The organism is Alcaligenes sp. SORT26, from assembly GCF_017377875.1.
Classification (GTDB): Bacteria; Pseudomonadota; Gammaproteobacteria; order Burkholderiales; family Burkholderiaceae_B; genus Alcaligenes; species Alcaligenes parafaecalis.
Map to the genome: position 1 here is coordinate 445,662 of NZ_CP070975.1, position 24,666 is coordinate 470,327.

At 56.6% G+C, this 24,666-nt stretch carries 23 protein-coding genes; 13 read left to right on the forward strand and 10 right to left on the reverse strand.

Annotated features, from left to right (window positions below):
* Window positions 1-59 precede the first annotated feature (59 nt).
* From adk to JYG33_RS02085, 6 genes are all read right to left on the reverse strand, one after another.
* A complete protein-coding gene (gene adk, locus JYG33_RS02060) occupies window positions 60-716 on the reverse strand; it encodes an adenylate kinase (RefSeq protein WP_207873959.1) in 657 nt (218 codons plus the stop codon).
* A gap of 102 nt (window positions 717-818) precedes the next feature.
* On the reverse strand, window positions 819-1,583 hold the full coding sequence (gene kdsB / locus JYG33_RS02065) for a 3-deoxy-manno-octulosonate cytidylyltransferase (protein ID WP_207873960.1): 765 nt from the start codon (window positions 1,581-1,583) through the stop codon (window positions 819-821).
* Window position 1,584: 1 nt separating this feature from the next.
* Window positions 1,585-1,770 carry a Trm112 family protein gene (locus JYG33_RS02070; protein WP_207873961.1) on the reverse strand — a complete coding sequence of 62 codons (186 nt, stop codon included), beginning with the start codon at window positions 1,768-1,770 and terminating at the stop codon, window positions 1,585-1,587.
* The gene (gene lpxK / locus JYG33_RS02075) at window positions 1,770-2,849 is read right to left on the reverse strand and encodes a tetraacyldisaccharide 4'-kinase (RefSeq protein ID WP_207873962.1); all 1,080 of its coding nucleotides are present in this window, start codon (window positions 2,847-2,849) and stop codon (window positions 1,770-1,772) included. Before lpxK ends, JYG33_RS02070 begins: the two co-directional genes overlap by 1 nt.
* Window positions 2,846-3,250 carry a biopolymer transporter ExbD gene (locus JYG33_RS02080; RefSeq protein ID WP_207873963.1) on the reverse strand — a complete coding sequence of 135 codons (405 nt, stop codon included), beginning with the start codon at window positions 3,248-3,250 and terminating at the stop codon, window positions 2,846-2,848. Before JYG33_RS02080 ends, lpxK begins: the two co-directional genes overlap by 4 nt.
* Window positions 3,250-3,855 (reverse strand): MotA/TolQ/ExbB proton channel family protein, encoded by a 606-nt coding sequence (locus tag JYG33_RS02085; protein ID WP_207873964.1) that lies wholly within the window; start codon window positions 3,853-3,855, stop codon window positions 3,250-3,252. Before JYG33_RS02085 ends, JYG33_RS02080 begins: the two co-directional genes overlap by 1 nt.
* A 425-nt stretch (window positions 3,856-4,280) precedes the next feature.
* Here JYG33_RS02085 and xseA point away from each other — a divergent pair, with 425 nt between their 5' ends.
* Together xseA and sodB are read left to right on the forward strand one after the other, a co-directional pair.
* Window positions 4,281-5,627: an exodeoxyribonuclease VII large subunit gene (xseA, locus tag JYG33_RS02090; protein ID WP_207873965.1), complete on the forward strand. Its 1,347-nt coding sequence runs from the start codon at window positions 4,281-4,283 to the stop codon at window positions 5,625-5,627.
* Window positions 5,628-5,681: 54 nt separating this feature from the next.
* A complete protein-coding gene (gene sodB, locus JYG33_RS02095) occupies window positions 5,682-6,260 on the forward strand; it encodes a Fe-Mn family superoxide dismutase (RefSeq protein ID WP_207873966.1) in 579 nt (192 codons plus the stop codon).
* A gap of 141 nt (window positions 6,261-6,401) precedes the next feature.
* Here the strand turns inward: sodB and bfr are convergent, their stop codons facing one another.
* Window positions 6,402-6,866 (reverse strand): bacterioferritin, encoded by a 465-nt coding sequence (bfr, locus tag JYG33_RS02100; RefSeq protein WP_207873967.1) that lies wholly within the window; start codon window positions 6,864-6,866, stop codon window positions 6,402-6,404.
* A 214-nt stretch (window positions 6,867-7,080) separates the two neighbouring features.
* On the opposite strand from bfr, the gene JYG33_RS02105 reads away from it, so the two are divergent.
* From JYG33_RS02105 to JYG33_RS02120, 4 genes are all read left to right on the forward strand, one after another.
* A complete protein-coding gene (locus tag JYG33_RS02105) occupies window positions 7,081-8,115 on the forward strand; it encodes a DUF1254 domain-containing protein (RefSeq protein ID WP_207873968.1) in 1,035 nt (344 codons plus the stop codon).
* A 14-nt stretch (window positions 8,116-8,129) separates the two neighbouring features.
* The gene (locus tag JYG33_RS02110; RefSeq protein ID WP_243430251.1) at window positions 8,130-8,957 is read left to right on the forward strand and encodes a phosphatase PAP2 family protein; all 828 of its coding nucleotides are present in this window, start codon (window positions 8,130-8,132) and stop codon (window positions 8,955-8,957) included.
* Between the two features lie 107 nt (window positions 8,958-9,064).
* Window positions 9,065-9,859 (forward strand): hypothetical protein, encoded by a 795-nt coding sequence (locus tag JYG33_RS02115; RefSeq protein ID WP_207873969.1) that lies wholly within the window; start codon window positions 9,065-9,067, stop codon window positions 9,857-9,859.
* 61 nt (window positions 9,860-9,920) lie between these two features.
* Complete coding sequence (locus JYG33_RS02120) at window positions 9,921-10,712, forward strand: transporter (RefSeq protein ID WP_243430252.1); 792 nt, start codon at window positions 9,921-9,923, stop codon at window positions 10,710-10,712.
* A gap of 52 nt (window positions 10,713-10,764) precedes the next feature.
* Here JYG33_RS02120 and JYG33_RS02125 read toward each other — a convergent pair whose 3' ends face one another.
* The gene (locus tag JYG33_RS02125; RefSeq protein WP_243430253.1) at window positions 10,765-11,754 is read right to left on the reverse strand and encodes an AraC family transcriptional regulator; all 990 of its coding nucleotides are present in this window, start codon (window positions 11,752-11,754) and stop codon (window positions 10,765-10,767) included.
* A gap of 469 nt (window positions 11,755-12,223) precedes the next feature.
* Here JYG33_RS02125 and pcaF point away from each other — a divergent pair, with 469 nt between their 5' ends.
* Window positions 12,224-13,429, forward strand: a complete 1,206-nt coding sequence (gene pcaF / locus JYG33_RS02130) for a 3-oxoadipyl-CoA thiolase (RefSeq protein WP_207873971.1) — start codon at window positions 12,224-12,226, stop codon at window positions 13,427-13,429.
* Here the strand turns inward: pcaF and JYG33_RS02135 are convergent, their stop codons facing one another.
* Window positions 13,430-13,900: a DUF192 domain-containing protein gene (locus JYG33_RS02135; protein ID WP_207873972.1), complete on the reverse strand. Its 471-nt coding sequence runs from the start codon at window positions 13,898-13,900 to the stop codon at window positions 13,430-13,432.
* Window positions 13,901-13,944: 44 nt separating this feature from the next.
* Window positions 13,945-14,190, reverse strand: a complete 246-nt coding sequence (locus JYG33_RS02140; RefSeq protein WP_207873973.1) for a cold-shock protein — start codon at window positions 14,188-14,190, stop codon at window positions 13,945-13,947.
* A gap of 165 nt (window positions 14,191-14,355) precedes the next feature.
* On the opposite strand from JYG33_RS02140, the gene clpS reads away from it, so the two are divergent.
* From clpS to putA, 6 genes are all read left to right on the forward strand, one after another.
* Window positions 14,356-14,679: an ATP-dependent Clp protease adapter ClpS gene (gene clpS, locus JYG33_RS02145; protein ID WP_189393176.1), complete on the forward strand. Its 324-nt coding sequence runs from the start codon at window positions 14,356-14,358 to the stop codon at window positions 14,677-14,679.
* A gap of 93 nt (window positions 14,680-14,772) precedes the next feature.
* Window positions 14,773-17,094 carry an ATP-dependent Clp protease ATP-binding subunit ClpA gene (gene clpA, locus JYG33_RS02150; RefSeq protein WP_207873974.1) on the forward strand — a complete coding sequence of 774 codons (2,322 nt, stop codon included), beginning with the start codon at window positions 14,773-14,775 and terminating at the stop codon, window positions 17,092-17,094.
* A 165-nt stretch (window positions 17,095-17,259) separates the two neighbouring features.
* On the forward strand, window positions 17,260-18,387 hold the full coding sequence (locus JYG33_RS02155; RefSeq protein WP_243430254.1) for a paraquat-inducible protein A: 1,128 nt from the start codon (window positions 17,260-17,262) through the stop codon (window positions 18,385-18,387).
* 10 nt (window positions 18,388-18,397) lie between these two features.
* Window positions 18,398-20,050 carry an MlaD family protein gene (locus JYG33_RS02160; protein WP_207873975.1) on the forward strand — a complete coding sequence of 551 codons (1,653 nt, stop codon included), beginning with the start codon at window positions 18,398-18,400 and terminating at the stop codon, window positions 20,048-20,050.
* Window positions 20,047-20,661 (forward strand): PqiC family protein, encoded by a 615-nt coding sequence (locus JYG33_RS02165; RefSeq protein ID WP_207873976.1) that lies wholly within the window; start codon window positions 20,047-20,049, stop codon window positions 20,659-20,661. Before JYG33_RS02160 ends, JYG33_RS02165 begins: the two co-directional genes overlap by 4 nt.
* 111 nt (window positions 20,662-20,772) lie before the next feature.
* A complete protein-coding gene (putA, locus tag JYG33_RS02170) occupies window positions 20,773-24,546 on the forward strand; it encodes a trifunctional transcriptional regulator/proline dehydrogenase/L-glutamate gamma-semialdehyde dehydrogenase (protein ID WP_207873977.1) in 3,774 nt (1,257 codons plus the stop codon).
* Window positions 24,547-24,666 lie beyond the last annotated feature (120 nt).

Consider the following 24,666-nt stretch of genomic DNA (forward strand, 5'->3'; position numbering starts at 1 on the left):
TGTCTCCCTTGAATAATAAACAACCGGCCCTTTTGGGGCCGGCTGAATTCTTGACTTACTTAGCTTGCCAGTGCGTCCACAATGCGCTGGCGGATCTCATCGACGCTGCCCACGCCGGAAATCTTGCGATAGGCCGGAGCTTGTGGGTCGCCGGTGGCTGACCATTGCGAGTAGTAATCGACCAGAGGGCGGGTCTGCTCGCGATAGACAGACAAGCGGTGGCGTACGGTTTCTTCGCGGTCGTCTTCGCGTTGGAGCAGGGGTTCGCCCGTGACGTCATCCACACCGGGGGTCTTGGGTGGATTGAAGGTGACGTGGTAGCTGCGACCGCTGGCAGCGTGGATACGGCGGCCGCTCATGCGTTCGATGATGCTTTCTTCGGGTACGTCGATTTCGATCACGAAGTCCAGTTTGACCTGGGCATCCTTCAAGGCGTCGGCTTGAGGAATCGTGCGAGGGAAACCGTCGAACAGGTAGCCGGGCTCACAGTCAGCCGCTTGCAGACGATCGCGAACCAGACCAATGATGAGGTCATCCGACACCAGGCCACCGGCATCCATGATTTTCTTGGCTTCTACACCCAGCGGGGTTTGGGCTTTGACAGCGGCACGCAACATATCGCCCGTGGAAATTTGTGGAATACCAAATTTCTCGGTAATGAAAGCAGCTTGAGTGCCTTTGCCGGCACCAGGGGGCCCGAGCAGTATTAGTCGCATGAATTCCTCCAGGAAATGCGTCGGTCCGATTCTCGCTTCAGTATGATGCAATGCAGCATATTTCGCGCATTTTTTATTCGGACGGAGCAGAAAAAAGATCTTTTATAACCGATTTGCGAAGTGAGCGCGTACTCTTTCCAGGTCTTGCTCGGTGTCCACCCCCGCCGCAGGAATCTCCTGAAGACGGTGAACCATAATCTGGAAGCCGTTTTCCATCGCTCGCAATTGCTCTAGAGACTCGAAGTGTTCCAGCGGCCCACGCGGTAGCTGGGCGTACTGCTGCAGGAAGCGATTCCGGTAGGCATAAAGGCCGATATGGTGCAATGCGGGAAGGTCAGCCGCCAGTACCCGTTCACCACTGGCCAGGGCGTCGCGGGCCCAGGGCATGGGGGCACGGGAGAAGTACAGGGCGCGGCCTTTCAGGTCGCACACCACCTTGACGGCATTGGGGTTGAACAGCGTTTCGGCGTTCTTGATGGGGGCGGCCAGGGTGGCGATATCGGCCTGTTCACTGCGCGCCAGCAACTCAGCGGCGGCATTAATGTGTTCGGGCTGAATCAGGGGCTCGTCCCCTTGCACATTGACCACGATTTCGTCTTCGGACAGCTCCAGCAGGCGGGCGGCCTGGGCCAGGCGATCCGTGCCAGTCGGGTGCTCGGCATCGGTCAGCAGGGCCTGAAAACCATGGGCTTGCACGGCCTCCAGCACGGCGGGCGAGTCTGTCGCCACCCAGACCTGACGCGCGCCACTGCGTGCCGCTTGCTGGGCACAGCGCACAATCATGGGTTGGCCTGCAATGTCGGCCAGCGGTTTGTTCGGCAGACGGGTGGAGCCCAGCCGCGCAGGGATGATGACGGAAAAAGTCATATCAGTTGCTGGCTTGTTCCTGGGTGTCCAGCTTGCGCGCTTCGGTCACCAGCATGGTGGGGATGCCATCCACAACGGGGAAGGCCAGTTTGTCGGCCTTGCAGACCAGTTCTTCTTGTTCGCGGTCGTGGCGCAAAGGGCCTTTGCACAAGGGGCAGACCAGCACTTCGAGTAGGCGAGTTTCCATTAGTGGACTCCGGGTAAAGAGGGGGAGGTTAAGCGCCGTTTGCGCAACAGGCTGTCCAGTTCAGTAATCCAGTCCGGGCGTGAAAACACGGGCTGGACATCCACAACCCACAGTCGTGAGTCGTTCAGGTGCTGGCATTTTACGGCGTCTTTACGAGTAATGAGTACCGGTCCGTCATGCAGGGCTTGAAAGTCTTGGGCTTGCAAGGCGGCATGGTCGGGCAGGGGAAAAGTCTGGCTCAAGCGCAGACCGCAGGCGCGCAGCATGGTGAAAAACCGGGCGGGCTGGCCTATGGCGGCCAGGGCTTGCAGATCTTGCTGGCCGTATTGCTGGTACCAATCCGACCAGTCCAGACGACGTCCAGAGGCCAGATGCTCCAGTTGATAGGGGCGCAAGCTCATCGTGACGCTGCGACCGGGTTCGGCAGGCTGGGGGGTGGAAGGGGGCGTTTGATCCGCCACAATCTGGCTGATCAACCAATCTACCTGACGCAGGCGCTCGGGGCCTTCGCGCAAGGGGCCCGCTGGCAGCAAGTAGCCATTGCCCACACCACGGGCATCTTGCACCACCACTTCCATATCGCGCTGCAGGGCCAGATGTTGCAGGCCATCGTCAGAAATAATCAGGTCTACCGCTGGAAATTCCTTGAGCAAGGCCTGGGCGGCCAGGGCGCGGCGAGGATGGACGGCAATGGGAGCCTGGGTCTGGGCGGCAATCAGGGTGGGTTCATCCCCAAATTGTTCGGCGGCTAACTGTCCTTTGCCTACACGGGGACTAGGACCGATGTCTACGCCATAACCTCGGCTGACGATGCCGGGCGTCCAGCCCAAGGCACGCAATTGCTCGGTCAAGGCCAGGACTACAGGGGTTTTACCTGCACCACCTACAATAATGTTTCCAACCACAATCACCGGTACGGGGCTGCGGTAGGAGGCACTGGGGTCTTGCTCGTAGCGTTGCTGTTTACGCTGTACGAAGCGTGCAGCCAGCGCTGAAAGAGGGCGCATCAAAAGGCTGAAGCAGCCTTTTTTTTGCCATTGGCGGTGAAGCCAGTCCGTCAGGCGCACACGCACGCTCATGGGGCTTGGGTCGCGAAATGAATGCGGTGGATACCCACCTGGCGGGCGGCTTCCATGGCTTGCACCACGGCAAAATGGGGCGCTTGAGCATCCGCCAGAATCAGCAGGCTGCTGTTTTCATCGGTTTTTTCAGTAGACAGGGCTTGGCTAAGTGGCGCTGTGCTACTGGCATCCAGCCACATGCCATTCAAGGCGTAGCGCCCGTCCTGGCTGATGGCCAAGAGCAGTTCCGCCGCCTGGGCCGCTTGGGCCTGAGCCTGAGGCAAGGACACATCCAGTTGGCGATGACGCACAAAGGTGCTGCTGGCGGCCAGGAAAATCAGCACGACCAGCAAGACATCAATCAAAGGCACCAGATTCAGTTCCAGTGTGTCCTGGTCTTGGGCTCGGCGAAAACGCATCAGGCAGCCCTCTGACTCAACAAGCGGTCCAGCGTACCCGCTTCACTTTCCAGACAATGCAGCAGATAGTCGGCACGGCTGCGGAAGTAACGGTGAAAGATCATGGCCGGAACGGCAATCAGAATTCCCAGGGCCGTGTTGTACAGGGCGACGGAAATGCCACGGGCAATCAGGCTGGGGTCGCCACCAGCGGGATCATAAGCGGCAAAAATGTCGATCATGCCAATAACGGTACCAAACAGGCCCAGCAAAGGGGCGATCACGGCAATGGTGCCCAGTGCCGGAATGTATTTGTTCAGTTGGTAGCTGATGTCCTTGCCTTCTGCCTCGACCGCAGCCTCTCGCAATGCTGGCGTTTGATGGCGGTGTTTCAGTACGGTGGCTAATACTCGACCCAAGGGGGAGTTGTCGTACAGGCGGGGCAGGGAATCGTCCTGGATACGGTTCTGGGCCGTTAGCTCGTTGATCTGGCGCGCCAGCCCAGCCGGTAGAATTCGTTTGCTGCGCAGGGCCAGGAGGCGCTCCAGGATCAGTCCCAGAGCAAGAATAGAGCAGGCCAGCAGGAACCAGATGGGCCAGCCAGCGGCATGGATCAAAGTAAGCACGGGTCGATTATCCGGTCACGAAATAAATCAGCGCTTATTGTAGAGCCCCTGTTCGGATTGCGGGAATGTTCCGGCGCGGGCGCGGTACACTTTACGGTCTTTTCCCCAAAAGCAGCGCCAAACCTATGATGTATTTGAAGTAATAGGTGTAGTGCTAAAACTATCCACAAAATCTGTGGATAATTCTGTGTATAAAACATCCCATAGTGGCTCGGGTGGTGGTTTAGAGGTTCTCTGGCTAATTTTCGACCATCTTTGTGTTTTTATAAATAGCCTTTAATTTCAATGGTTTATCTTGTTTCGATAAAGTGCTGCATCAGGTATGGAGCGGAAGCCATTGTCTTGGCGTCTATTTGACAAAAGCATGACAGTTGTGGATACGGGCCGGTGGAAAACTCCCTTGGGACGAGTCAAAAACAAAGAATATGATGCATTATCAAGAAGCTAGAGCCCCTGCGGTATGGACCGTAGCCCAATTGAACCGCCGCGTCAGTCAATTGCTGGACGAGCATATGCCGGTGGTGTGGGTGAGCGGTGAAGTGTCCAACTTTACCCAGGCTGCCTCGGGGCATTGGTATTTCTCCATCAAGGATGACAAGGCTGCTGTTCGCGCCGTGATGTTCCGTGGCCGTGCCCAGGCCGTGGGCTTTGTACCGCGTGCAGGCGAACGCTTCGAGTTTCGCTGCTCGGTGACCTTGTACGAGGCCCGTGGAGACTTCCAGGTACAGGTCGAAGGCATGCGCCGCGCCGGTCTGGGGGATTTGCATGAAGCCTTTTTGCGCCTGAAAGGCCAACTGCAAAGCGAAGGCCTGTTCGAGCCGGAACGCAAACGTCCTATCGCCACCTTGCCGCGCAGCATAGGCATCATTACCTCCCTGGCGGCCGCTGCCTTGCGTGACGTGCTGACAGCGATGGAGCGAAGGGCTCCCCATGTGCGCATCATTATTTATCCTGCGCCTGTTCAGGGTGCCGAAGCACCGCCCCGATTGCGGCAAGCCTTGGAAACCGCCATTGAGCGGGCGGAAGTCGATACCTTGTTGCTGGTGCGCGGGGGCGGGAGCCTGGAAGATCTCTGGGCTTTTAATGATGAAGGTCTGGCGCGTCTGATCGCGTCCAGTCCTATCCCTATTATTAGTGGGGTTGGGCACGAGACGGATTTCACGATTGCCGATTTTGTGGCTGACCTGCGTGCGCCAACGCCGACCGCCGCGGCCGAGCTGGCCTGTCTGGGGCGGGAGCAACTGCTGGAGCAGGTATTTGCGCGCTTGAGCGCCTTGACTCATGGTGTGCAGCGGCATGTTGACCGTGCTTCCTTGCGTCTGGACAGGGCGGTGGCCAAGCTGGTGTCCCCGCATCAGCGTCTGGCTCAGCAGCAGCAAGGCCTGGATCATCTGACCCAACGGCTGGAACGTGCGGCCCGCAGTGTGCCTGATGCGGCCCGTTTGCGCCTGGCAACTGTCAAGGCGCGTTTGGAACGCAGCATTCCTCAGCTAACGTCAAGACAGCAAAATCTGAATATGCTTTTCCAGCGGCTGGAAAAAGGTCTGGATCACGCGCTGGTTTTGCGCCGTCAACGGCTGGCTGCGGCCCAGCAAACGCTGCAAGCACTGTCCCCCCGCCTTATCATCAATCGTGGATATGCCATAGTCAGGGATAGCGAGGGGAAAGTTGTAAAAAATGCGTTAGACTTAAAGATTGGTGAACGACTCGATGTCGAGTTGAGTCGCGGTCATGTGTCGGTGGATGTGGTGCGCACGCACGATCTACTCTAGGCTGCGTCGTCCTTGTTGGATACCAAACACGGTTTTTTTTTAGAAGGAATTGAAATGGCATTCACTCTTCCAGCGCTTCCCTACGACCTCAACGCTCTTGAGCCCCATATCTCCAAAGAAACCCTGGAGTTTCACTACGGCAAGCACCACCAAGCTTACGTCACCAACCTGAACAACCTGGTTGCTGGCACCGAGCTGGAAAACGCTTCCCTGGAAGATGTGGTCAAGAAATCCTCCGGTGGCGTGTTCAACAACGCTGCTCAGGTTTGGAACCACACGTTTTACTGGAACAGCCTGTCCCCTAACGGCGGCGGCGCTCCTACTGGCAAAGTGGCTGATGCCATCAACGCCAAATGGGGCAGCTTTGATGCATTCAAAGAAGCTTTCACCAAGTCTGCCGTTGGCAACTTCGGTTCGGGCTGGACCTGGCTGGTTAAAAAGGCCGACGGTTCCCTGGATATCGTCAACACCAGCAACGCTGGCACGACCCTGACTTCCGATGACGTCGCCCTGATCACCTGTGATGTGTGGGAACACGCCTACTACATCGACTACCGCAATGCCCGTCCCAAGTACCTGGAAATTTTCTGGAACCTGGTGAACTGGGACTTTGCCGCCAAGAACCTGGGTTAATCGCCTGAGTTAAGGGTAGCGCTCATTGGAGGGCTGCCCGGCAATAAAAAAACCGCCATGCAATGACTGCTGGCGGTTTTTTTGTGTTTGCAGCGCGGGAGCCTGTCCGGTTTGCGCTGCAATGTGTCTTGCCTGAAGACCTTACATTTGGGATTGCTGGTAGTTTTCCAGACCCACTTTTTCGATCAGGCCCAGTTGCTTTTCCAGCCAATAAGTGTGGTCTTCTTCCGTGTCGCGCAGTTGGGCCAAAATAATGTCGCGAGTGACAAAGTCGCTGGCGGATTCGGCCAGTTCAATGCCCTTTTGCAACGCAGCGCGAACCTCATATTCCAGCTCCAGGTCCTTGCGCAACATGCCGACCACGTCCTTGCCGGGCTCAAATGCATTGGGGCGCATATCGGGAATACCGTCGAGCATCAGGATGCGACGGATCAGGGCGTCAGCGTGCTGGGTCTCTTCTTCCATTTCGTGGTTCATGCGCTCGTAGAGCTGGGTGAAACCCAGATGTTCGTAGAAGCGGGAGTGGATGAAGTACTGGTCGCGCGCTGCAAGTTCGCCACGCAACAATTGGTTCAAATAGTCAATGACCTCTGGATTGCCTTGCATGATGAGTCGCCTGTATGAAGAAGATGTCAGCTGTAGAGTATAGGCCATCAGGACAGATTCTCTGTGGCACCAAATGGCAAGCCCGCGTGGAAACATTCTTATACAGTCTGTGTTGTGATTTCCCGGCTCCCGGTGCAACCCCTTTCCGATTGTCTTCATGATCAGGCTCGGGAGCAGGAAAAAAGAATAATTCCTCATCTGCTCAAGGGTTTTTATGTCCTATTCTTTCGCTGCTTGTGGCTTGGTCCTGGCCTTGTCGACTGTGAGTGCCGTTCAGGCTCAATCGGCTTCTGATGCTGCCGTACCGGTCAATGTCGACAACTTCATCCGTGCGGAATCTGACCTGTATATGGGAAAGATGGTGGCAGATGGAGCCTTGGGGCGCTTTGTCCACAGTCGTGAGCCGGTGTCGGTTGATGCTCAAAGCGTGATTCGCATGAATCGCGATACCTTGTATTCCTCCGCTGTGTTTGATCTGGATGCAGGCCCGGTCACGGTGACCTTACCCGAGGCGGGCGGTCGCTATATGTCGATGCAGGTTGTCAGCGAAGACCACTTTATTCCTTCCTTTAATTACGCGGCAGGCGATTACGTCCTGGACAAGGAAACTATCGGCACGCGTTATGTCTTTGTCTTGATTCGTACCTTGGCTGACCCGAACAGTCGCAAGGATCTGGATCAGGTCCATGTTTTGCAGGATGCCATCAAGGTGAAGCAGGCCAAGGTAGGCGAATTTGTAGTGCCTGAATGGGATGCAGTCAGCCAGAAAAAAATCCGTGATGCCTTGCTGGTCCTGGGTGATAGCAACCCTCATTACGAGCGAGCCTTCGGCCCCAAGGGCGATGTGGATCCTATCCAGCATTTGATCGGAACAGCCACGGGCTGGGGAGGGAATCCTGCCAAAGACGCTACCTATCTGGGTGGGGATGTACCGGTGAATGACGGCAAAACCTTCTACCGTCTGACGGTGGGTGAAGTTCCTGTCAAAGCGTTCTGGTCAGTCTCGGTCTACAACGCAGAAGGCTACTTTGAGAAAAATGCCTACGATGCCTATTCCTTGAATAGCCTGACTGCCAAGAAACAGGCGGATGGCAAGGTAGTGATTCAGTTTGGTGCGTGCGATGGCAAGGTTGCTAATTGTTTGCCCATTGTTCCAGGTTGGAATTTCACCATTCGACTGTATCAACCGGGCGAAGAGTTCCTGAGTGGTCGCTGGAGCTTCCCCAAACTTGAACCCCTGACCCCCTAAACGGAGAGCCATGCATGTTTAACGCAATGACGTGTCATCGGACTTGGTTGGGCGTAGCGGGCGGACTGTGCTTGCTGGCCTCCGGGGCTGTGCATGCCCAGGCTCAGCCTGCGGCGAAAGTGACCGATCCCCATTTCAAGTTGGCGCCCGGTTATTTGAAACCGGCAGATCTGCCCGATAGCTTGATGCTTCTGGGCGCGCCACCGGCTAAAGACAGTGCGGCCTTTGCGCGTGACGAGGAAGCGCGCCAGGCGGCCTTGGCGCTGAAAAAGTCTGCCCGCTGGGATCTCGCGTATCAGGATGCGGATTTGGTTTTTCCCCGACCCGCTCAAAACTACTCGTGTGCCTTGGGAGTTCGGATCGACGAGTCCACAACGCCTGTTATCTATCAAATGATGCAGCGCTTGCTGACGGATGCAGGTTTGTCCACTTATGGGGTGAAGAACAAGTATCAACGAGTCCGGCCTTTCGCTTTGCATCAGGAAGGCACCTGCACACCGGGGGACGAAGACTTGTTGCGCAATGACGGCTCTTACCCCTCCGGTCATACCGCGGCGGGCTGGGCCTGGGCTTTGGTGCTGGCGCAAATTAGCCCTGAACGCAGCAATGAGCTTCTGGCTCGTGGGCTGTCCTTTGGTCAAAGTCGGGTGATTTGCAACGCCCATTGGCAAAGTGATGTCGATGCAGGACGGGTCATGGGGGCGGCGACCGTTGCACGTCTTCAAAGTGATGCGGCTTTTCAGGCGGATATTCAAGCCGCTCGACAAGAGCTGGAAAAAGCGAAAGCAGCCCAAGGAAATGAGCCCCTTGATTGCGTGGCAGAGTTAGCCGCGCTGTCCTAAGGGTATCGATTCACCTCCGCTTTTGGTTATCCAGGCAGCCAAACAAGCGCTGTCTGGGTAAGCGTGCGCGCGTAGCAAGTGGGGAGTGACTCACAGAGGGGGGAAAAATGAAAGTTTTATACAGTCAAACGGTCCTGGCCGTCGTGCTGGGCTTGAGCTCAGGCATGGTGCTGGCGCAAACCTCGGACCCCGCCACAGGGCAGGTGGCGATGGCCTCACAGGCTGATGAGTCGCCCTGGCAGTTTAGTGTCAGTCCTTACTTTTGGATGGCAGGCATCCAGGGCACCTCGGGGCAGTTCAATTTGCCTCCGGCGGACATGAAGTCCGATTTCGGACAGATTTTTAATGAACTGGATTTTGCCTTTATGGGCATTGTGGAAGCCCGACGTGGGCCGTACAGCATTTTGGGTGATCTGTCCTATACCAAGACCTCATTAAAGAACGCAACACCGCAAGGGCTGCTGGCCGACAAGGTGGGCGTGACTTCCGAGGCTTTTTCAGCCTTGTTGGCGGGTGGCTACACGGTGTACCAGTCCGGACGTGACCATCTGGACGTGATCTTGGGAACGCGTGTCTGGAATGTCAAAACCACGATGCGTTTTCAAGGCGGTGCCTTGGATGGGCTAAAACGCAGCGACAGTGCCACTTGGGTCGATGCCGTGGCAGGCCTGCGTGGCAATTACTTCCTGACGGATAAGGCCTATATGTTGGCATGGGGAACCATAGGTGCCGGGCAAGCGGATCTGGACTGGGATGTGGCGGCCGGATTCGGATATGAAGTTCAGAAAAATCTGTCTTTGACTGCGGGCTATCGCATGCAAGGTGTGGATTACAGCAAGAACGGGTTTGTATTTGATGTCATCCAGAAAGGACCGATCCTTGGGCTGACGTATCGATTCTAAAGACGACCTGACGAAGAGCAGGGACGTTCTTGTAAAGCCATAACGACAACAGGGAGGTGGCATGAAATATAGACACATGGTGCTCGTAATGAGCGCACTGGGTTTGGCGGGTGTCAGTCAGGCGGAAGAGGCGGGGCTGGCCAAGCAATTGGCTAACCCGGTGGCGGCGATGATTAGCGTGCCTTTTCAATATAACTACGACTCGGGGTATGGCTCTGAAAAAGGTTATCGCTCCGTATTGAATATCCAGCCGGTTATTCCTGTTTCGGTCAGCCAGGATTGGAATCTGATCTCACGAACCATTTTGCCGGTGATCGATCAGCACAATATGGCGGGTGCGTCGGGTAGCCAGTCCGGTTTAGGGGATATTACGCAAAGCTTTTTCCTGTCTCCCAAAGAGCCGGGTTCCAGCGGCTTGATCTGGGGGGCCGGGCCAGCCTTGTTGCTGCCTTCAGCCACAGACTCCATGTTGGGCGGAAAAAAATGGGGGGCAGGGCCCAGTGCCGTTCTGCTTAAACAGGAAGGGGGCTGGACCTATGGCTTGCTGACCAATCATATTTGGTCGTTTGCAGGCAATCGGGACCGCAAGGATGTCAGCTCTACCTTTGTGCAACCCTTCGTCTCCCACACGACGCCTACTGCCTGGACATTTGGTGTTGATACGGAGAGTTCCTACGACTGGAAAGACAAGGAGTGGGCGGTGCCGGTGAACTTTACCGTCTCGAAGCTGGTGAAGATCGGGGTGCAGCCTGTCAGCTTTTCATTGGGGGCACGCTATTGGGCGACCGCGCCGGATAACGGGCCTAATGGTTGGGGCGTACGGGCTGGGGTGACGTTCCTGTTCCCGAACTAGTCCGGTTTCCGGTTTGGCGCAGCGCTGGGTGTAGCGAAGTCCACCCTCACACCTAATGTCCGTGAGCTGTTTCTGACCCGAGGTAGCGGGAGGGCGTGCTTCCTGTCCAGCGCTTGAAGGCGCGGGTGAAGTGGGCCTGATCGCTATAGCCAACCATATAGGCAATTTCTGTGGCGGTGTATTGGCCGCTAGTGATCAGAAGCAGGGCCTGGTTGCGCCGGGTTTCGTCACGAAGCTCATCAAAATCCAAACCGCAATATTTCAGCCTGCGTTGCAAGGTTCTGGCGGATAGTCCTACTGATTTTGAAATTGGCCCGAGCTTGGCGAGCTCCTGATCGGCGATATGCAGCAAGAGCTCATCGGCGGTTCGGGTGGTGGAGTGCAAGGCCTCCGTGGTTTTCCAGGCCTCGTCGCGCTTGTGGGTGAGGGGCTGCTCCATCAAGTCGCGATCAAATTCGATCATATTGTATTGAGCCCCCGTAATGATATCGGGGCCCAGGCACTCTTCCAGTGCGTCATCGCCTTTCTTTCTGTTCGCTTTGATATGGACGCGAATCGAGGAGGGGGCGCCCGCCATGAGCGGGACTTTGCGCAGCACCGTCAGGCTACCCAGAATAAACTGCTCCGGATCGGCCTCGTACTGGCCGGTGAACTGATGGATCATCTTGATGCGGCGGCCTTCTGTCACCACTTTGACTTCCCCGCCCTGGTGCAGCATAGCGGCATGGGTTGCCGCCAGGGTACAGGCCTGGGCGATACTGCCGGAGCGCATCACCATCTCCCCCCATGCCCCTAGCGAGCGAATTTCAGTCAGGTGGCCTACATAGGCGCCACTGAATGGGTCTTGGGCGATAGCAGCCATTTCATTGGCAATGCGAAAGCAGGCGGCGCGCGGGAGCCAAATATCAGGGCTTTGGAAAATATGGCTGGAAATGCCCATGCGCTGGAGAAATTCCAGCACGGATACGCCGCGCATGGCCAGATAGGGAGCCATTTGCAGCATGCTCCGCAGCTTGATGCAGGGTACGGTGGTAGTAGTCATGGGCATGCACACCTAGAGAGGGAGGTGATACGCTGAGCCGAGTTTGATGCCAGGAGCATAAGGTCTTGATATGACGTGTGCCGGATGCAGCTTATTGTTGGCGGTGTGTTCTGCAAAAGGGCGCGATGACCTGTTTATCTGCCGTAGAGTGTAGCGGAGCGTATCTAAAAGTCGCAAGCAAGTAAAAATAAGGATTGAATCCAGCACGAAAGTTCTGTTTAGTGTCTGGGTTCTCAGTCTCTGGTGCTTGATGTGCTTTGGTATTGCCAGCCTGGTTTTGGGTTGGGTGGGTGGGCGGCAGCGTGTTCTTTCCTGTCGTAAACAGAAAAGCAAATCGACCGCGTGGCGGACAGCGCTTGCTGCGGGTAAATCCCGCTCTGTACTCAAGCGCTACTATCAAATCAGTCTATTTTGAGCGTGTTTCATAGCGCTCTTGCGCGATTTTATTCAAGTTATCGGGGTGATTTTCATGAGTCAGGACGCCTTTATTTGTGACGCAATTCGTACGCCTTTCGGACGTTATGGCGGTTCGCTGTCCGCTGTGAGGGCGGATGACCTGGGTGCAGTACCTATCGCCGCGCTGATCAAGCGCAATCCGCAAGTCGATTGGTCCAAGCTGGATGACGTAATGTACGGTTGCGCCAACCAGGCCGGTGAGGACAACCGCAACGTGGCGCGTATGTCGGCGCTGCTGGCTGGTCTGCCCGTGGATGTACCCGGTGTCACCTTGAACCGTTTGTGCGGTTCGGGTCTGGACGCAATTGGTTCGGCTGCTCGTGCCATTCGTGCGGGTGACGCTTCGTTCATCCTGGCCGGTGGCGTGGAAAGCATGAGCCGCGCTCCCTTTGTAATGGGCAAGGCGGAAACCGCTTTCTCCCGCAGCGCCGGTGTGTACGACACCACGATTGGCTGGCGCTTCATCAATAAGGCGATGAAAGAGCAGTACGGCGTGGACTCCATGCCTGAAACGGCTGAAAACGTCGCTCAGCAGTTCAATGTGTCCCGTGAAGACCAGGACGTGTTTGCCTTGAACAGCCAGTTGCGTGCGGCTGCGGCTCAGGAAGCGGGCATTCTGGCGGAAGAAATTACTCCTGTGATCATTCCCCAGCGCAAGGGCGATCCCATTGTGGTGGACAAGGACGAGCATCCTCGTGCAACCACCCTGGAGTCGCTGACTCGTCTGAAGCCTGTCGTGCGTGCTGATGGCACCGTGACGGCTGGTAATGCCTCTGGTGTGAACGACGGTGCTTGCGCGCTGCTGGTCGCCAACAAGGCAACAGTGGAAGCTCAAGGGCTGACTCCACGGGCTCGTGTCGTGGCGATGGCCTTTGCAGGCGTAGAACCACGCATCATGGGGATTGGCCCGGCACCTGCCAGCCAGAAAGTCCTGGCCTTGGCCGGTCTGACTCTGGATCAAATGGATGTGATCGAGTTGAACGAAGCCTTCGCCGCGCAAGGTCTGGCGGTGACTCGCATATTGGGTCTGGCTGATAACGATCCGCGCGTGAACCCGAACGGGGGCGCGATTGCTCTGGGTCACCCATTGGGTGCCAGCGGTGCGCGTCTGGCGATTGCCGCCATTAACCAGTTACACCGTACAGGCGGACGCTACGCCCTGTGCACCATGTGTATTGGTGTCGGTCAGGGCGTCGCCTTGATTCTGGAACGCGTCTAACTAAGGTCGCGGGGCAGGCAGGCCGGTAATACGTTCACCGGCCTGTTTGCCTGCTTGCTTGAACCAGCCTTGCTCCATCTCCAAGGCGTAGCGTACAGGTCGCACCGGGCAGTGTGATTGAAGATCAAAGGGCTGCATGGCTTCAATATTGCTGATCGTACCGTCCTCGGTAAGGAAGGCAATATCCAGTGGCAAAGGCGTATTCTTCATCCAGAAGCAAGGCGTTCCGGTGTGCTCGAATACAAATAACATGCCGTGATCGGGAGCCAGGCTTTCTCGATGCATCAAGCCTTGAGCACGAGTCTCGTCGCGATCTGCCACTTCAGCCTGGATTTTTTTGGAACCCAGGGTCAGTGTCAGGGTGGGCAGAGTCTCATCCGCCTGGACTGGAGCGCTGATAAAAAGAGCCGCCAGGAGACAGGCAAAAAAAACAGGGCGCGCAGGCCCCGTAGTCGTAGTGCGATACTGCATGTGTTGCGAACCTGCTTTTGTTAGAATCGAGAGCGCAAGAGATACTAAGGCGCAGTAATATTGAGTGCCTGCTTGCCTTTGGGGCCTTGGGCGACTTCATATAGAACTTTCTGGCCTTCTTTCAAGGTCTTGAACCCGTTCATCTGGATGGATGAAAAATGAGCGAAGAGATCTTCGCCACCGTTATCGGGCGTAATGAATCCAAAGCCCTTGGCGTCATTGAACCACTTAACGGTCCCGGATAGTTTTTGATTGTCTCCAGTGCCTGCGGTGGTGGTAGTTTCCGACATGCTTGCTGCCTCTCAACTTAGTGTATGGTTGATACTTTTTTCGGCCCCTCCCTGGGCCTGTGATCGCGGCACCTCACTTTTTTTTGTGAAGTTGACACGATCAGTCGGATGATGCTGAATTTTGTTCCCCCCAGTCAACCTATGGAAAGCACCTAGTTCTGTATTATGGCCATTGAGATCGATAAGCAAGGCGCCACAACGGTAGAGCGCCAATCCGCGCGGCTTGCCCCACCTCCCATGTATCAGGTCATCTTGCTGAACGATGACTACACGCCCATGGAGTTCGTGGTGAATATACTGGAGCGGGTTTTTTCCAAGACCCCCGAGCAGGCCGAACAGCTTATGCTTAAAGTACATTACGAGGGCAGGGCCGTCTGTGGGGTGTATCCCCGCGATATCGCGGCCACCAAGGTGGAAATTGTGCGACAACTGGCGCAGTCGCGACAGCACCCTTTGCAGTGTGTGATGGAGCCGGTGCCTGATGCTTGACCATTTAATGGTTTACCGTATTGTTCAGATCAGGCAAATTAGTCATAGAATAGTCCTAACCCCTAGTTTTACTCTTGCCGTGTAGGAGGAAGCATGATCTCCGAAGAACTTGAAGTCAGTCTACACATGGCCTTTGTCGAGGCTCGTGCCGCGCGCCATGAATTCATCACGGTAGAGCATCTGCTGTTGTCCCTGCTCGATAATGCCTCCACCCTGGAGGTGTTGAAAGCATGTGCTGCCGATATTGATGCACTGCGCCAGAATTTGCGTAAATTCATCAACGAAAACACGCCCACCTTCCCTGGCGAAGGCGAGGTCGATACCCAGCCCACGCTGGGTTTTCAGCGTGTTATCCAACGTGCCATCATGCACGTATCGTCCAGTAACTCCGGCAAAAATGTGGTCTCCGGAGCCAATGTTCTGGTGGCGATGTATGGGGAAAAAGACTCGCACGCTGTTTATTACTTGCAGCAACAAGGTGTCTCGCGCCTGGACGTAGTCAATTTCCTCTCGCACGGCATCACCAAAGCCAATCCCGAGCCTGCTGCGCCTGAACCTCCCAAAGCCTCGGCTGCCGCCGAAGCGGATACCCGTTCGGACGCCCAGAAATCCCCGCTGGATCTGTACGCCACAGACCTGAACACGGAAGCTAGCCTGGGTCGTATTGACCCCTTGATTGGCCGTGAGAAGGAAGTGGAGCGTGTGATTCAGGTCCTGTGCCGTCGCCGCAAGAATAATCCCTTGCTGGTGGGTGAGGCTGGCGTGGGTAAAACCGCGATTGCCGAAGGCCTGGCCCTGCGCATTCAGCGTGGTGATGTGCCGGATATCCTGAGCGAAGCCCGAGTCTACGCGCTGGATATGGGTGCCTTGCTGGCCGGTACCAAGTATCGAGGCGACTTTGAGCAACGCTTGAAAGCAGTGCTCAAGCAGCTCAAGGAAACTGCACAATCTATTTTGTTTATCGACGAAATCCATACCTTGATCGGTGCCGGTTCGGCTTCGGGCGGGACCTTGGATGCGTCCAATTTGCTCAAGCCTGCGCTGTCCTCCGGTCAGCTCAAGTGCCTGGGTGCCACCACCTATTCGGAATACCGCGGAATTTTCGAGAAAGACCACGCCTTGTCGCGCCGCTTTCAGAAGATTGATGTGGCCGAGCCAACGGTGGAGCAGACCATCCAGATTCTGCGTGGCCTGAAAGCCAATTTCGAGGAGCACCACGGCGTACGTTACTCCGCGGCTGCCTTGACGGCGGCTGCCGAGCTGTCCGCACGTTACATCAACGACCGTTTCCTGCCCGATAAGGCGATCGACGTTATCGACGAGGCCGGTGCAGCGCAGCGTTTGCTGCCACGTTCCAAGCAGAAGAAGGTCATTGGCAAAACGGACATTCAGGCAACGGTATCGCGCATTGCACGCATTCCGCCTCAGACGGTTTCCAGCGACGATCGCAATAAGCTGGCAACCCTGGCTCGCGACCTGAAATCGGTGGTGTTTGGTCAGGATGTCGCGATTGACGCCTTGGCCGCTGCCATCAAGATGGCGCGTTCCGGTCTGGGTCTGCCCGACAAGCCCATTGGTTCTTTCCTGTTCTCCGGCCCGACCGGTGTGGGTAAAACCGAAGTGGCTCGCCAACTGGCCTTTGTGCTGGGCGTAGAGCTGCTGCGTTTTGACATGTCCGAGTACATGGAGCGTCACACTGTGTCGCGCCTGATCGGTGCCCCTCCGGGCTATGTCGGTTTTGACCAGGGTGGTTTGCTGACTGAAGCCGTCACCAAACAGCCGCACTGCGTGCTGCTGCTGGACGAAATCGAGAAAGCGCACCCCGACGTCTACAACATCCTGCTGCAGGTGATGGATCACGGCACGTTGACGGATAACAACGGCCGCAAGGCAGATTTCCGCAACGTCATCCTGATCATGACCACTAATGCCGGTGCTGAAGCGTTGAACAAAACCAGCATTGGCTTTACCCAGCCTCAGCGCTCGGGTGATGAAATGCAGGATATCAAGCGTCACTTCTCGCCGGAGTTCCGCAATCGTCTGGATGCGATCATTGGCTTCAAGTCCCTGTCGCGTGACATCATCCTGCGCGTGGTCGACAAGTTCCTGATGCAACTTGAAAACCAGTTGCACGAGAAGCGCGTTGAAGTGTCCTTCTCGGATGCCTTGCGCGAGCATCTGGCGGCCAAGGGCTTTGATCCTGCCATGGGTGCCCGTCCTATGCACAGGCTTATTCAGGACACGATCCGCCGTGCCTTGGCAGACGAGCTGTTGTTTGGCCGTCTGGTCGATGGCGGTCAGGTCGAAGTGGATCTGGACGAGAACGGTGAGGTTGTACTGGAATATCCATCTTCTGGACCTGATGAGCCCGGTAGCAAAACCTCGTCGCGTCCCGAGCCGGAATTAGTCGACTAAGCCGTGAGGGCATCGCGCCCCTTAATCGTCTGTACGCACTGTGACACCGTACATGAGAGAGTCCCCGCTCAAGGAGCGGGGCTCGCTCGTTGTGCACGCTGCGATAATGAACTTTACCGCCACAGCCGCTTCTCGCCTCGCGAATGGCAAGCGCTGGTTCTGGCGGTGTTCATTCTTTTTCTGATTGCCAATCTGTTTCCCGTTGTCCATCTCAGTATGGCGGGTAAAACAGTGTCGCCCACCTTTCCCAAAGCCTTGTTGCTGATCTGGCAGCAGGGGCATTGGAGCCTGTCTGTGATGGCAGGGCTGGTGGGTTTCTGGCTGCCCCTCTTTCAATTGATTTTCCAGTTCTGGGCCTTGGGCCTGTTGGCGCGTGGACGTCCTTTGCCGGGTGATTTTGGCTTCGGCCTGCGTGTGTTGGGACATCTGGGGCATTGGTCCATGACGGCTGTCCTGTTCCTGGGCCTGTTGGTTGCCATTGTGAAGTTTGCCGGGATGGGGCATTTAACAATGGCGCCGGGCATGTATGCCTTTTTTGCGCTGACCTTTCTACTGACCGGCTTGAGTCGTATTACGGCACACCGTCTGTGGCATTGGGCAGAGGACCGTGACCTGGTTCCTGTCGCTACGAAGCAAGACCTGAAAGAGAACCCAGCCTGGACGGCCTGTTCACACTGCGGTTTTCTGCAGTCCAGTCAAAACAAGAATTGTGATCGCTGCGGTGCTACCGTGCACAAGCGTAAACCCAATAGCCGCGCACGAGTAGCCGCTTTGGTAGCGACAGCCTGCGTCTTTTATATTCCAGCCAATGTCCTGCCAGTGATGGAACTGCGCAGTATCGTGGGTAACAGTGCGCATACGATTTTGGGCGGGGTTATTGAGCTTTGGCAGTTGGGCTCCTGGGACTTGGCTCTGATCGTTTTTATTGCCAGTATCGTCGTCCCGATTACCAAGCTCCTGGCCTTGATGGTCCTGCTCCTGGGGCGTCGTTGGCGCGGGAATGGCGTGCAGCGCCAGCGCAATCGAATTTACGATATGGTCGAGCTGATTGGACAGTGGTCCATGCTGGACGTGTTCGTCGTGGTTCTGATGGCGGCACTGGCCAATTTCCCTGGTTTGTCACAGATTATTCCGGGTCCAGGAGCGCTCAGCTTTGGCATCGTGGTGGTCCTGACCATGTTGGCCGCGATCAGCTACGATCCGCGCCATGGCTGGGATCAGGATAACGATCAAGAAAACACAGTAGAACCGCAACATAAGCCGTCTCGGCCTGCCTCGCAGGCGACTTCCTGAAGGAAACAAGGTGCACGATTCAACCACTAATCCGCCTGATGCTCAGCCCGAGCCTGCGCAGCCCCGGCTGATTCCCTCTCAGCGATCCCGTTTTTCCTGGATCTGGATCTTGCCCATTGCCGCCGCTCTGGTGGGGGCGTCCTTGGTGCTACGTAACTGGATGTTGACTGGGCCGCGTATCACGATCAGCTTTGACTCGGCCGAGGGTCTGGCGGTGGATCAAACCAAACTGCGTTATCGCGATGTGAACGTGGGCACGATCTCCGACATTCAAGTCACTCCTGACCGCAAGGGTGTGTTGGTGACGGCACAGTTGGAGCGCGATGGTTCAGAGTTCATCACACAGGAGGACACCCGCTTTTGGGTGGTACGTCCGCGCCTGGGCTTGAGTGGTGTGTCTGGCCTGGGCACCTTGTTGTCCGGCGTCTATATCGGTGTGGATGCGCCGTTCGAGGTGGATAAAAAGTCCGAGCAATTGGAGTTTGTCGGCTTGGAGAGCCCGCCTGAGGTCACCAGTGGCCGTGCCGGGAAGCGTTATGTGCTGACAGCGCCCGCCTTGGGTTCCCTGGATCTGGGCTCGCCCTTGTACTACAAGGGGATTCAGGTGGGGCAGGTCAGTAGCTACGAGTTGAATGACGAAGGCGATGGCGTACGCGTGCAGGTATTTGTGGATGCCCCCAACGATAAGTTCGTGACCCAAGGGTCGCGCTTCTGGAACGTCAGCGGCGTCAATATGTCCTTGGATTCCACTGGCTTTAATGTGCGTACTCACTCTTTGGTCTCTGCCCTGGCAGGGGGTCTGGCCTTTGATCAGATGGAAGGCGAGCCCACCGAAGTGGCGGTTGCGGATGCGCAGTACGAGCTTTTCCCCACCGAGGAACGCGCGATGGCCGAGCCGGATGGCCCCGCTGTTGAGCTGCGATTCCACTTCCATCAATCGGTGCGGGGTCTGGTGCCGGGTTCCAAGGTGGAATTCCGGGGGCTTGAACTGGGTCAGGTGTACGACGTCGATCTGGAGTTCGACTTCGAGCGCAAACGCTTCTTTGCTCTGGTCAAAGCCCGCATCTATCCGCAGCGCTTTGGTCGTTTGTACGAGCGGGTGGTACAGAGTCAGTCGGATGAAAAAGATCCTGTCATTGCCTTGTTCAAGCCTATGGTCGAACGTGGCCTGCGCGGTCAGTTGCGTCCTGCCAGCCTGATTACCGGCCAGCAATACATTGCCCTGGAGTTCTTCGACAAGGCTCCTGACGCTGACTTTGATGAGAACGCCAAACCCTTGATCGTGCCCGTGATTGCCGGTGATTTTGACCGTCTGCAAGAACAAGTCAGCGATATCGTCACCAAGATTTCCGCGATTCCGTTTGACCAGATCGGCAAGAATCTGCAAAGCGGTTTGAGCGAGTTGGGTCAGGTGCTCAAACAACTGGACAAGACGACGGTGCCGCAACTTAATGGCGCGCTGAAGTCCATGGACGCGGCAGTCCAGAAACTGGGTGCCATGCTGGATTCGGATTCTTCTTTCAATACCTCTGTGGATCAAACCTTGAGCGAGTTGAAGCGCTCCCTGCGATCCTTGCGTGATTTAAGCGATACCTTGCAAAGCCAGCCTTCGGCGGTGTTGCGAGGTCGTTCCCCTGATGTGCTGCCGGAGCCTGCACCATGATGTCCCGTTTCTTGATTCCCGTGGTACTGACCGCTGTGCTGACGGCCTGTGCTTCGACCACGCCCACGTATTACACCTTGCAAGCGTCCAGCGTAGCACCGGCGGTGGCGGCTCCGACCGCCCAAGCCTGGAAGGGCTTTCAATTGCGTCGTATGGATGTGCCTGCCCAGTTGGATCGTCGATCCTTTGTGCTGACACAGGCGGAGGGCGGGCAGGTCAAGTTGCTTAACGATAGTCAGTGGGCGTCGCCGTTGCCCGACGAGATGTCCCTGGCGTTGGTGTCAGGCTTGCAGGATCGCTTGGGTGTACCTCAACTGGCCAATGCCGCGGCTAAAACACCGCTTTGGCAAATTGATGTTCTGGTTCAGCGTTTTGAATCTGTTTACGGCCAACGCGCCACCCTGGAACTGAGCTGGACCTTAAGCCCGGTGGGTTTCAGCGCTAAAACTCAGCAGTGCCGCTGGCTGGATTCGGAATCGGCTGCTAGTGTGCCCGAGCTGGTGCAGGCGCATCGCCAATTGCAACAACGCTGGGCAGACGCCTTGGCCGCGCAAATGCAAGGTAGACCCGTTCCGGCAAACTTGAGCAAGGCCATGCTCTGCACAAGTTAACCTCTAAAGTTAACTTTTTCTTGTCCGGGTTAACCTGAATACAGATTTGGGTTAACCGTCAGTATTATTTCGGCTTATCGCAGTCAACAAAGCGTAACCGGGATAAGAAGCATGGCGAGCACAACCTTAGGGATTAAAGTCGATATAGAACTGCGCGAGCGTCTGCGGCGTGCGGCAGATCAGTTGCAGTGCACTCCGCATTGGCTGCATAAGCAGGCTTTGCTCTCCTACATCGAAGGGATAGAGCGCGGTGTATTGCCCAGTGAATTGGCCTTGCTTAGCGGGGGCGATGCTGAGGTTCCCGAAGACGGTGTGCTGATGCCCGCCATCCCGTTTTATGGTTTCGCTCAGGACGTACAACCGCAAAGCGTGTTGCGTGCCGCGATCACTGCGGCCTATCGTCGTCCAGAAACCGACTGTTTGCCTTTGCTGCTGAGCGCAGCGCGTTCCTCGCAAAGTGCACGTGCACAGGAGTTGGCTGCACGTCTGGTCAAAGCCCTGCGCGCCAAGCGCCGTGGCGGTGGTGTGGAAGGCCTGATTCAAGAATTCTCCTTGTCCAGCCAGGAAGGCGTGGCCCTGATGTGTCTGGCCGAAGCCTTGTTGCGTATCCCCGACCGTGCCACACGCGATGCCCTGATCCGCGACAAAATTAGCCATGGCGACTGGCGTGCCCACATGGGTGAATCGCCCTCGTTGTTTGTGAATGCTGCCACCTGGGGCTTGATGCTGACGGGCCGTCTGGTCAGTGTGAATAGCGAAAAGAATCTGTCCTCAGCCTTGACCCGCATGATCGGCAAGGGCGGTGAGCCTTTGATCCGCAAGGGCGTGGACGTTGCCATGCGCATGATGGGCGAGCAGTTCGTGACGGGGCAAACCATTGCTTCCGCACTGGCGAACAGTCGCAAATTTGAAGAACAGGGTTTCCGTTACTCCTACGACATGCTGGGCGAAGCGGCTACGACAGCCGAAGATGCGCAACGTTATTACCAGTCTTATGAACAGGCTATCCACGCGATTGGCCGTGCCAGCCAGGGACGTGGGATTTATGAAGGTCCCGGCATCTCCATCAAGCTCTCCGCGCTGCACCCACGCTATAGCCGTGCCCAGCGTGATCGCGTCATGCGTGAGCTGTTCCCACGCCTGCTGTCCTTGGCGCAATTGGCTCACCACTACGATGTGGGCCTGAATATTGATGCTGAAGAGGCCGACCGTCTGGAAGTGTCCCTGGACCTGCTGGACAAGCTGTGTTTCGACCCCTCGCTGGCAGGCTGGAACGGTATTGGTTTTGTGGTGCAGGCTTATCAAAAGCGTGCTCCTTTTGTGATCGATTACCTGATTGATCTGGCTCGTCGTAGTGGGCACCGCCTGATGCTGCGTCTGGTGAAAGGCGCGTACTGGGATTCGGAAATCAAACGCGCCCAGGTCGATGGTCTCGAAGACTATCCGGTCTACACCCGCAAAGTACATACCGATGTGTCTTACCTGGCCTGCGCCCGCAAACTTTTGCAGGCACCCGAAGCGGTGTACCCGCAGTTTGCGACGCATAACGCACAAACCTTGGCCGCTATTTACGTGATGGCGGGTCAGAATTACTACACCGGTCAATACGAATTCCAGTGCCTGCATGGCATGGGTGAAGACCTGTACGACGAAGTTGTCGGCCCCATCAAAGATGGCAAGCTGAACCGTCCTTGCCGTATTTATGCTCCTGTGGGTTCGCATGAAACCTTGCTGGCATATCTGGTGCGTCGCCTGCTGGAAAACGGTGCGAATACCTCCTTCGTGAATCAGATTGGTGATGCCGATGTGGATATGGATCAGTTGATTGCTGATCCCGTCGCTCAGGCCTTGAGTCTGCAGCCTTTGGGTCGTCCGCACGACAAGATCCCGCTGCCACGTCAGTTGTACTGGGACGCCGAGCAACGCATGAACTCTGCCGGTCTGGATTTAAGCAATGAGCATCGCTTGGGTTCCCTGGCCGCGACCTTGATGCAAACTGCCGCCTTGCCGCGTCAGGCTCAGCCCATCCTGGGGCAGGGTAGTCCGGTCTGGGACGAGTCGCAGGCAATCATCGTGCGCAATCCAGCGAATCATCAGGATGTGGTGGGGCAGGTCATGTACGCCACCGCTCAGGATGTTGAGCAGGCTCTGGAAGCCGCGACGCATTACGCGCCGATCTGGCAAGCCACGCCAGTCGAAGAGCGCGCAGCAGCCCTGCAACAGGCCGCCCAACTGCTGGAAGACCATATGCAGGATTTGATGGGCTTGCTGGTGCGTGAAGCAGGCAAGTCCTACGCCAATGCCATTGCCGAGGTGCGCGAAGCCGTAGACTTCCTGCGCTACTACGCCGGGCAAGTTCAGCGTGATTTTGATAATGATGAATACCGTCCAGTGGGCGTGGTGCTGTGTATCAGCCCCTGGAACTTCCCGCTGGCTATTTTCCTGGGCCAAGTGTCGGCAGCTCTGGCGGCCGGTAACGTCGTCCTGGCCAAACCGGCTGAACAAACTTGCCTGATTGCCGCGGCTGCGGTGGAACTGTTGCACAAGGCCGGGATTGCCCCCGGTGCCTTGCAGCTCTTGCCCGGTGATGGTCCCTCCGTAGGGGCCCCGTTGGCTGCCAGCGAGCAGGTCAATGCCGTCATGTTTACCGGCTCTACCGCCGTGGCAATGGGATTGAACCGTCAATTGGCCACACGCTTGACCGCAGAAGGACAAGCCGTTCCCCTGATCGCTGAGACGGGGGGGCTGAATGCCATGGTGGTCGACAGCTCGGCCTTGCCCGAGCAGGTGGTGTTTGACGTGCTGAACTCGGCCTTTGACTCTGCGGGACAGCGCTGTTCGGCATTGCGTTTGCTGTGTATTCAGGAAGACGTTGCCGAGCGTGTGCTGACGATGCTCAACGGCGCCATGCAAGAGTTGAGCGTGGGCAACCCTGATCTGCTCAGTACTGACGTAGGCCCGGTGATTGATGAAGAAGCCCGTGCCGGAATTGAAGAGCACATCACGAGCATGCGCAGCGCGGGCTTCCGTGTGACACAAAGCGAGCAAAGCCGCAGCCTTTTAGGTACCTTTGTCCTACCCACGATTATCGAGATTGAACAGGTTAAAGACCTGGAACGCGAGATCTTCGGTCCTGTGCTGCATGTGATGCGCTTCAAGCGTAGCGAGCTGGATAGCCTGATCGATCAGATCAACGAGCGTGGCTATGGCCTGACCTTCGGCGTTCACACCCGTCTGGACGAAACCGTGCAGCGCGTGGTTTCCCGCATCCATGCCGGTAATGTGTACGTGAACCGCAATATGGTTGGTGCCGTTGTAGGTGTACAGCCTTTTGGTGGTGAGGGCTTGTCGGGTACTGGCCCCAAAGCGGGCGGCCCTTTGTACCTGCGCCGTCTGTTAAGCCGTTGCCCCCAGAACTTGCCACTGCAAGGCTGGCAAGAGCAGGGTGCTGTATTGCCCGGCCCAACGGGCGAGGCCAATATTTATCAGTTGCACCCACGAGGTCGCGTCCTGTGCATGCCTGTTAGTGTGCACGGCTGGCAGGCTCAGCGCGAAGCCTGCGCACGCAGCGGGAACCAGGCCATTCTGCTGGATCGTTTGGGTCTGGGTAACTGGCAAGATGCACCTGCCGAACAAATCACCATGTCCGATTTGGGTGAGGCAGATTATGATGCTGTTTTGTTTGAAGGCGACAGCGACGAACTCCGGCAAGTACTGGGTCAAGTGGCTGAACGCCGTGGCCCTATCGTTGGGGTCCAGGGGCTGTTAACGCAGGAATTGGAGGGGGGCGCGGCATACGTGGTCGAGCGTTTGCTGCGCGAAGTCTCGGTCAGTACCAATACGGCGGCAGCCGGGGGTAATGCCAGTTTGATGATGGTGGGTTGATATCAAATGGCACCCGTTTCTATGCACACGTTTGGTCGCACATTTCACCTGGAGCGGCGGCCCTGCGTTCATTCTCACGGCAAGGGCCGACTTGTAGCGCGGCTATATTAAAAAACGAAG

What these genes read in the sequence shown, in the direction of transcription:
- adk (WP_207873959.1), bottom strand. Translation starts at nt 716, where the DNA reads ATGCGACTAATACTGCTCGGGCCCCCTGGTGCCGGCAAAGGCACTCAA.
- kdsB (WP_207873960.1), bottom strand. Translation starts at nt 1,583, where the DNA reads ATGACTTTTTCCGTCATCATCCCTGCGCGGCTGGGCTCCACCCGTCTG.
- JYG33_RS02070 (WP_207873961.1), bottom strand. Translation starts at nt 1,770, where the DNA reads ATGGAAACTCGCCTACTCGAAGTGCTGGTCTGCCCCTTGTGCAAAGGC.
- lpxK (WP_207873962.1), bottom strand. Translation starts at nt 2,849, where the DNA reads ATGAGCGTGCGTGTGCGCCTGACGGACTGGCTTCACCGCCAATGGCAA.
- JYG33_RS02080 (WP_207873963.1), bottom strand. Translation starts at nt 3,250, where the DNA reads ATGCGTTTTCGCCGAGCCCAAGACCAGGACACACTGGAACTGAATCTG.
- xseA (WP_207873965.1), top strand. Translation starts at nt 4,281, where the DNA reads ATGATGCATTATCAAGAAGCTAGAGCCCCTGCGGTATGGACCGTAGCC.
- sodB (WP_207873966.1), top strand. Translation starts at nt 5,682, where the DNA reads ATGGCATTCACTCTTCCAGCGCTTCCCTACGACCTCAACGCTCTTGAG.
- bfr (WP_207873967.1), bottom strand. Translation starts at nt 6,866, where the DNA reads ATGCAAGGCAATCCAGAGGTCATTGACTATTTGAACCAATTGTTGCGT.
- JYG33_RS02105 (WP_207873968.1), top strand. Translation starts at nt 7,081, where the DNA reads ATGTCCTATTCTTTCGCTGCTTGTGGCTTGGTCCTGGCCTTGTCGACT.
- JYG33_RS02110 (WP_243430251.1), top strand. Translation starts at nt 8,130, where the DNA reads ATGTTTAACGCAATGACGTGTCATCGGACTTGGTTGGGCGTAGCGGGC.
- JYG33_RS02115 (WP_207873969.1), top strand. Translation starts at nt 9,065, where the DNA reads ATGAAAGTTTTATACAGTCAAACGGTCCTGGCCGTCGTGCTGGGCTTG.
- JYG33_RS02120 (WP_243430252.1), top strand. Translation starts at nt 9,921, where the DNA reads ATGAAATATAGACACATGGTGCTCGTAATGAGCGCACTGGGTTTGGCG.
- JYG33_RS02125 (WP_243430253.1), bottom strand. Translation starts at nt 11,754, where the DNA reads ATGACTACTACCACCGTACCCTGCATCAAGCTGCGGAGCATGCTGCAA.
- pcaF (WP_207873971.1), top strand. Translation starts at nt 12,224, where the DNA reads ATGAGTCAGGACGCCTTTATTTGTGACGCAATTCGTACGCCTTTCGGA.
- JYG33_RS02135 (WP_207873972.1), bottom strand. Translation starts at nt 13,900, where the DNA reads ATGCAGTATCGCACTACGACTACGGGGCCTGCGCGCCCTGTTTTTTTT.
- JYG33_RS02140 (WP_207873973.1), bottom strand. Translation starts at nt 14,190, where the DNA reads ATGTCGGAAACTACCACCACCGCAGGCACTGGAGACAATCAAAAACTA.
- clpS (WP_189393176.1), top strand. Translation starts at nt 14,356, where the DNA reads ATGGCCATTGAGATCGATAAGCAAGGCGCCACAACGGTAGAGCGCCAA.
- clpA (WP_207873974.1), top strand. Translation starts at nt 14,773, where the DNA reads ATGATCTCCGAAGAACTTGAAGTCAGTCTACACATGGCCTTTGTCGAG.
- JYG33_RS02165 (WP_207873976.1), top strand. Translation starts at nt 20,047, where the DNA reads ATGATGTCCCGTTTCTTGATTCCCGTGGTACTGACCGCTGTGCTGACG.
- putA (WP_207873977.1), top strand. Translation starts at nt 20,773, where the DNA reads ATGGCGAGCACAACCTTAGGGATTAAAGTCGATATAGAACTGCGCGAG.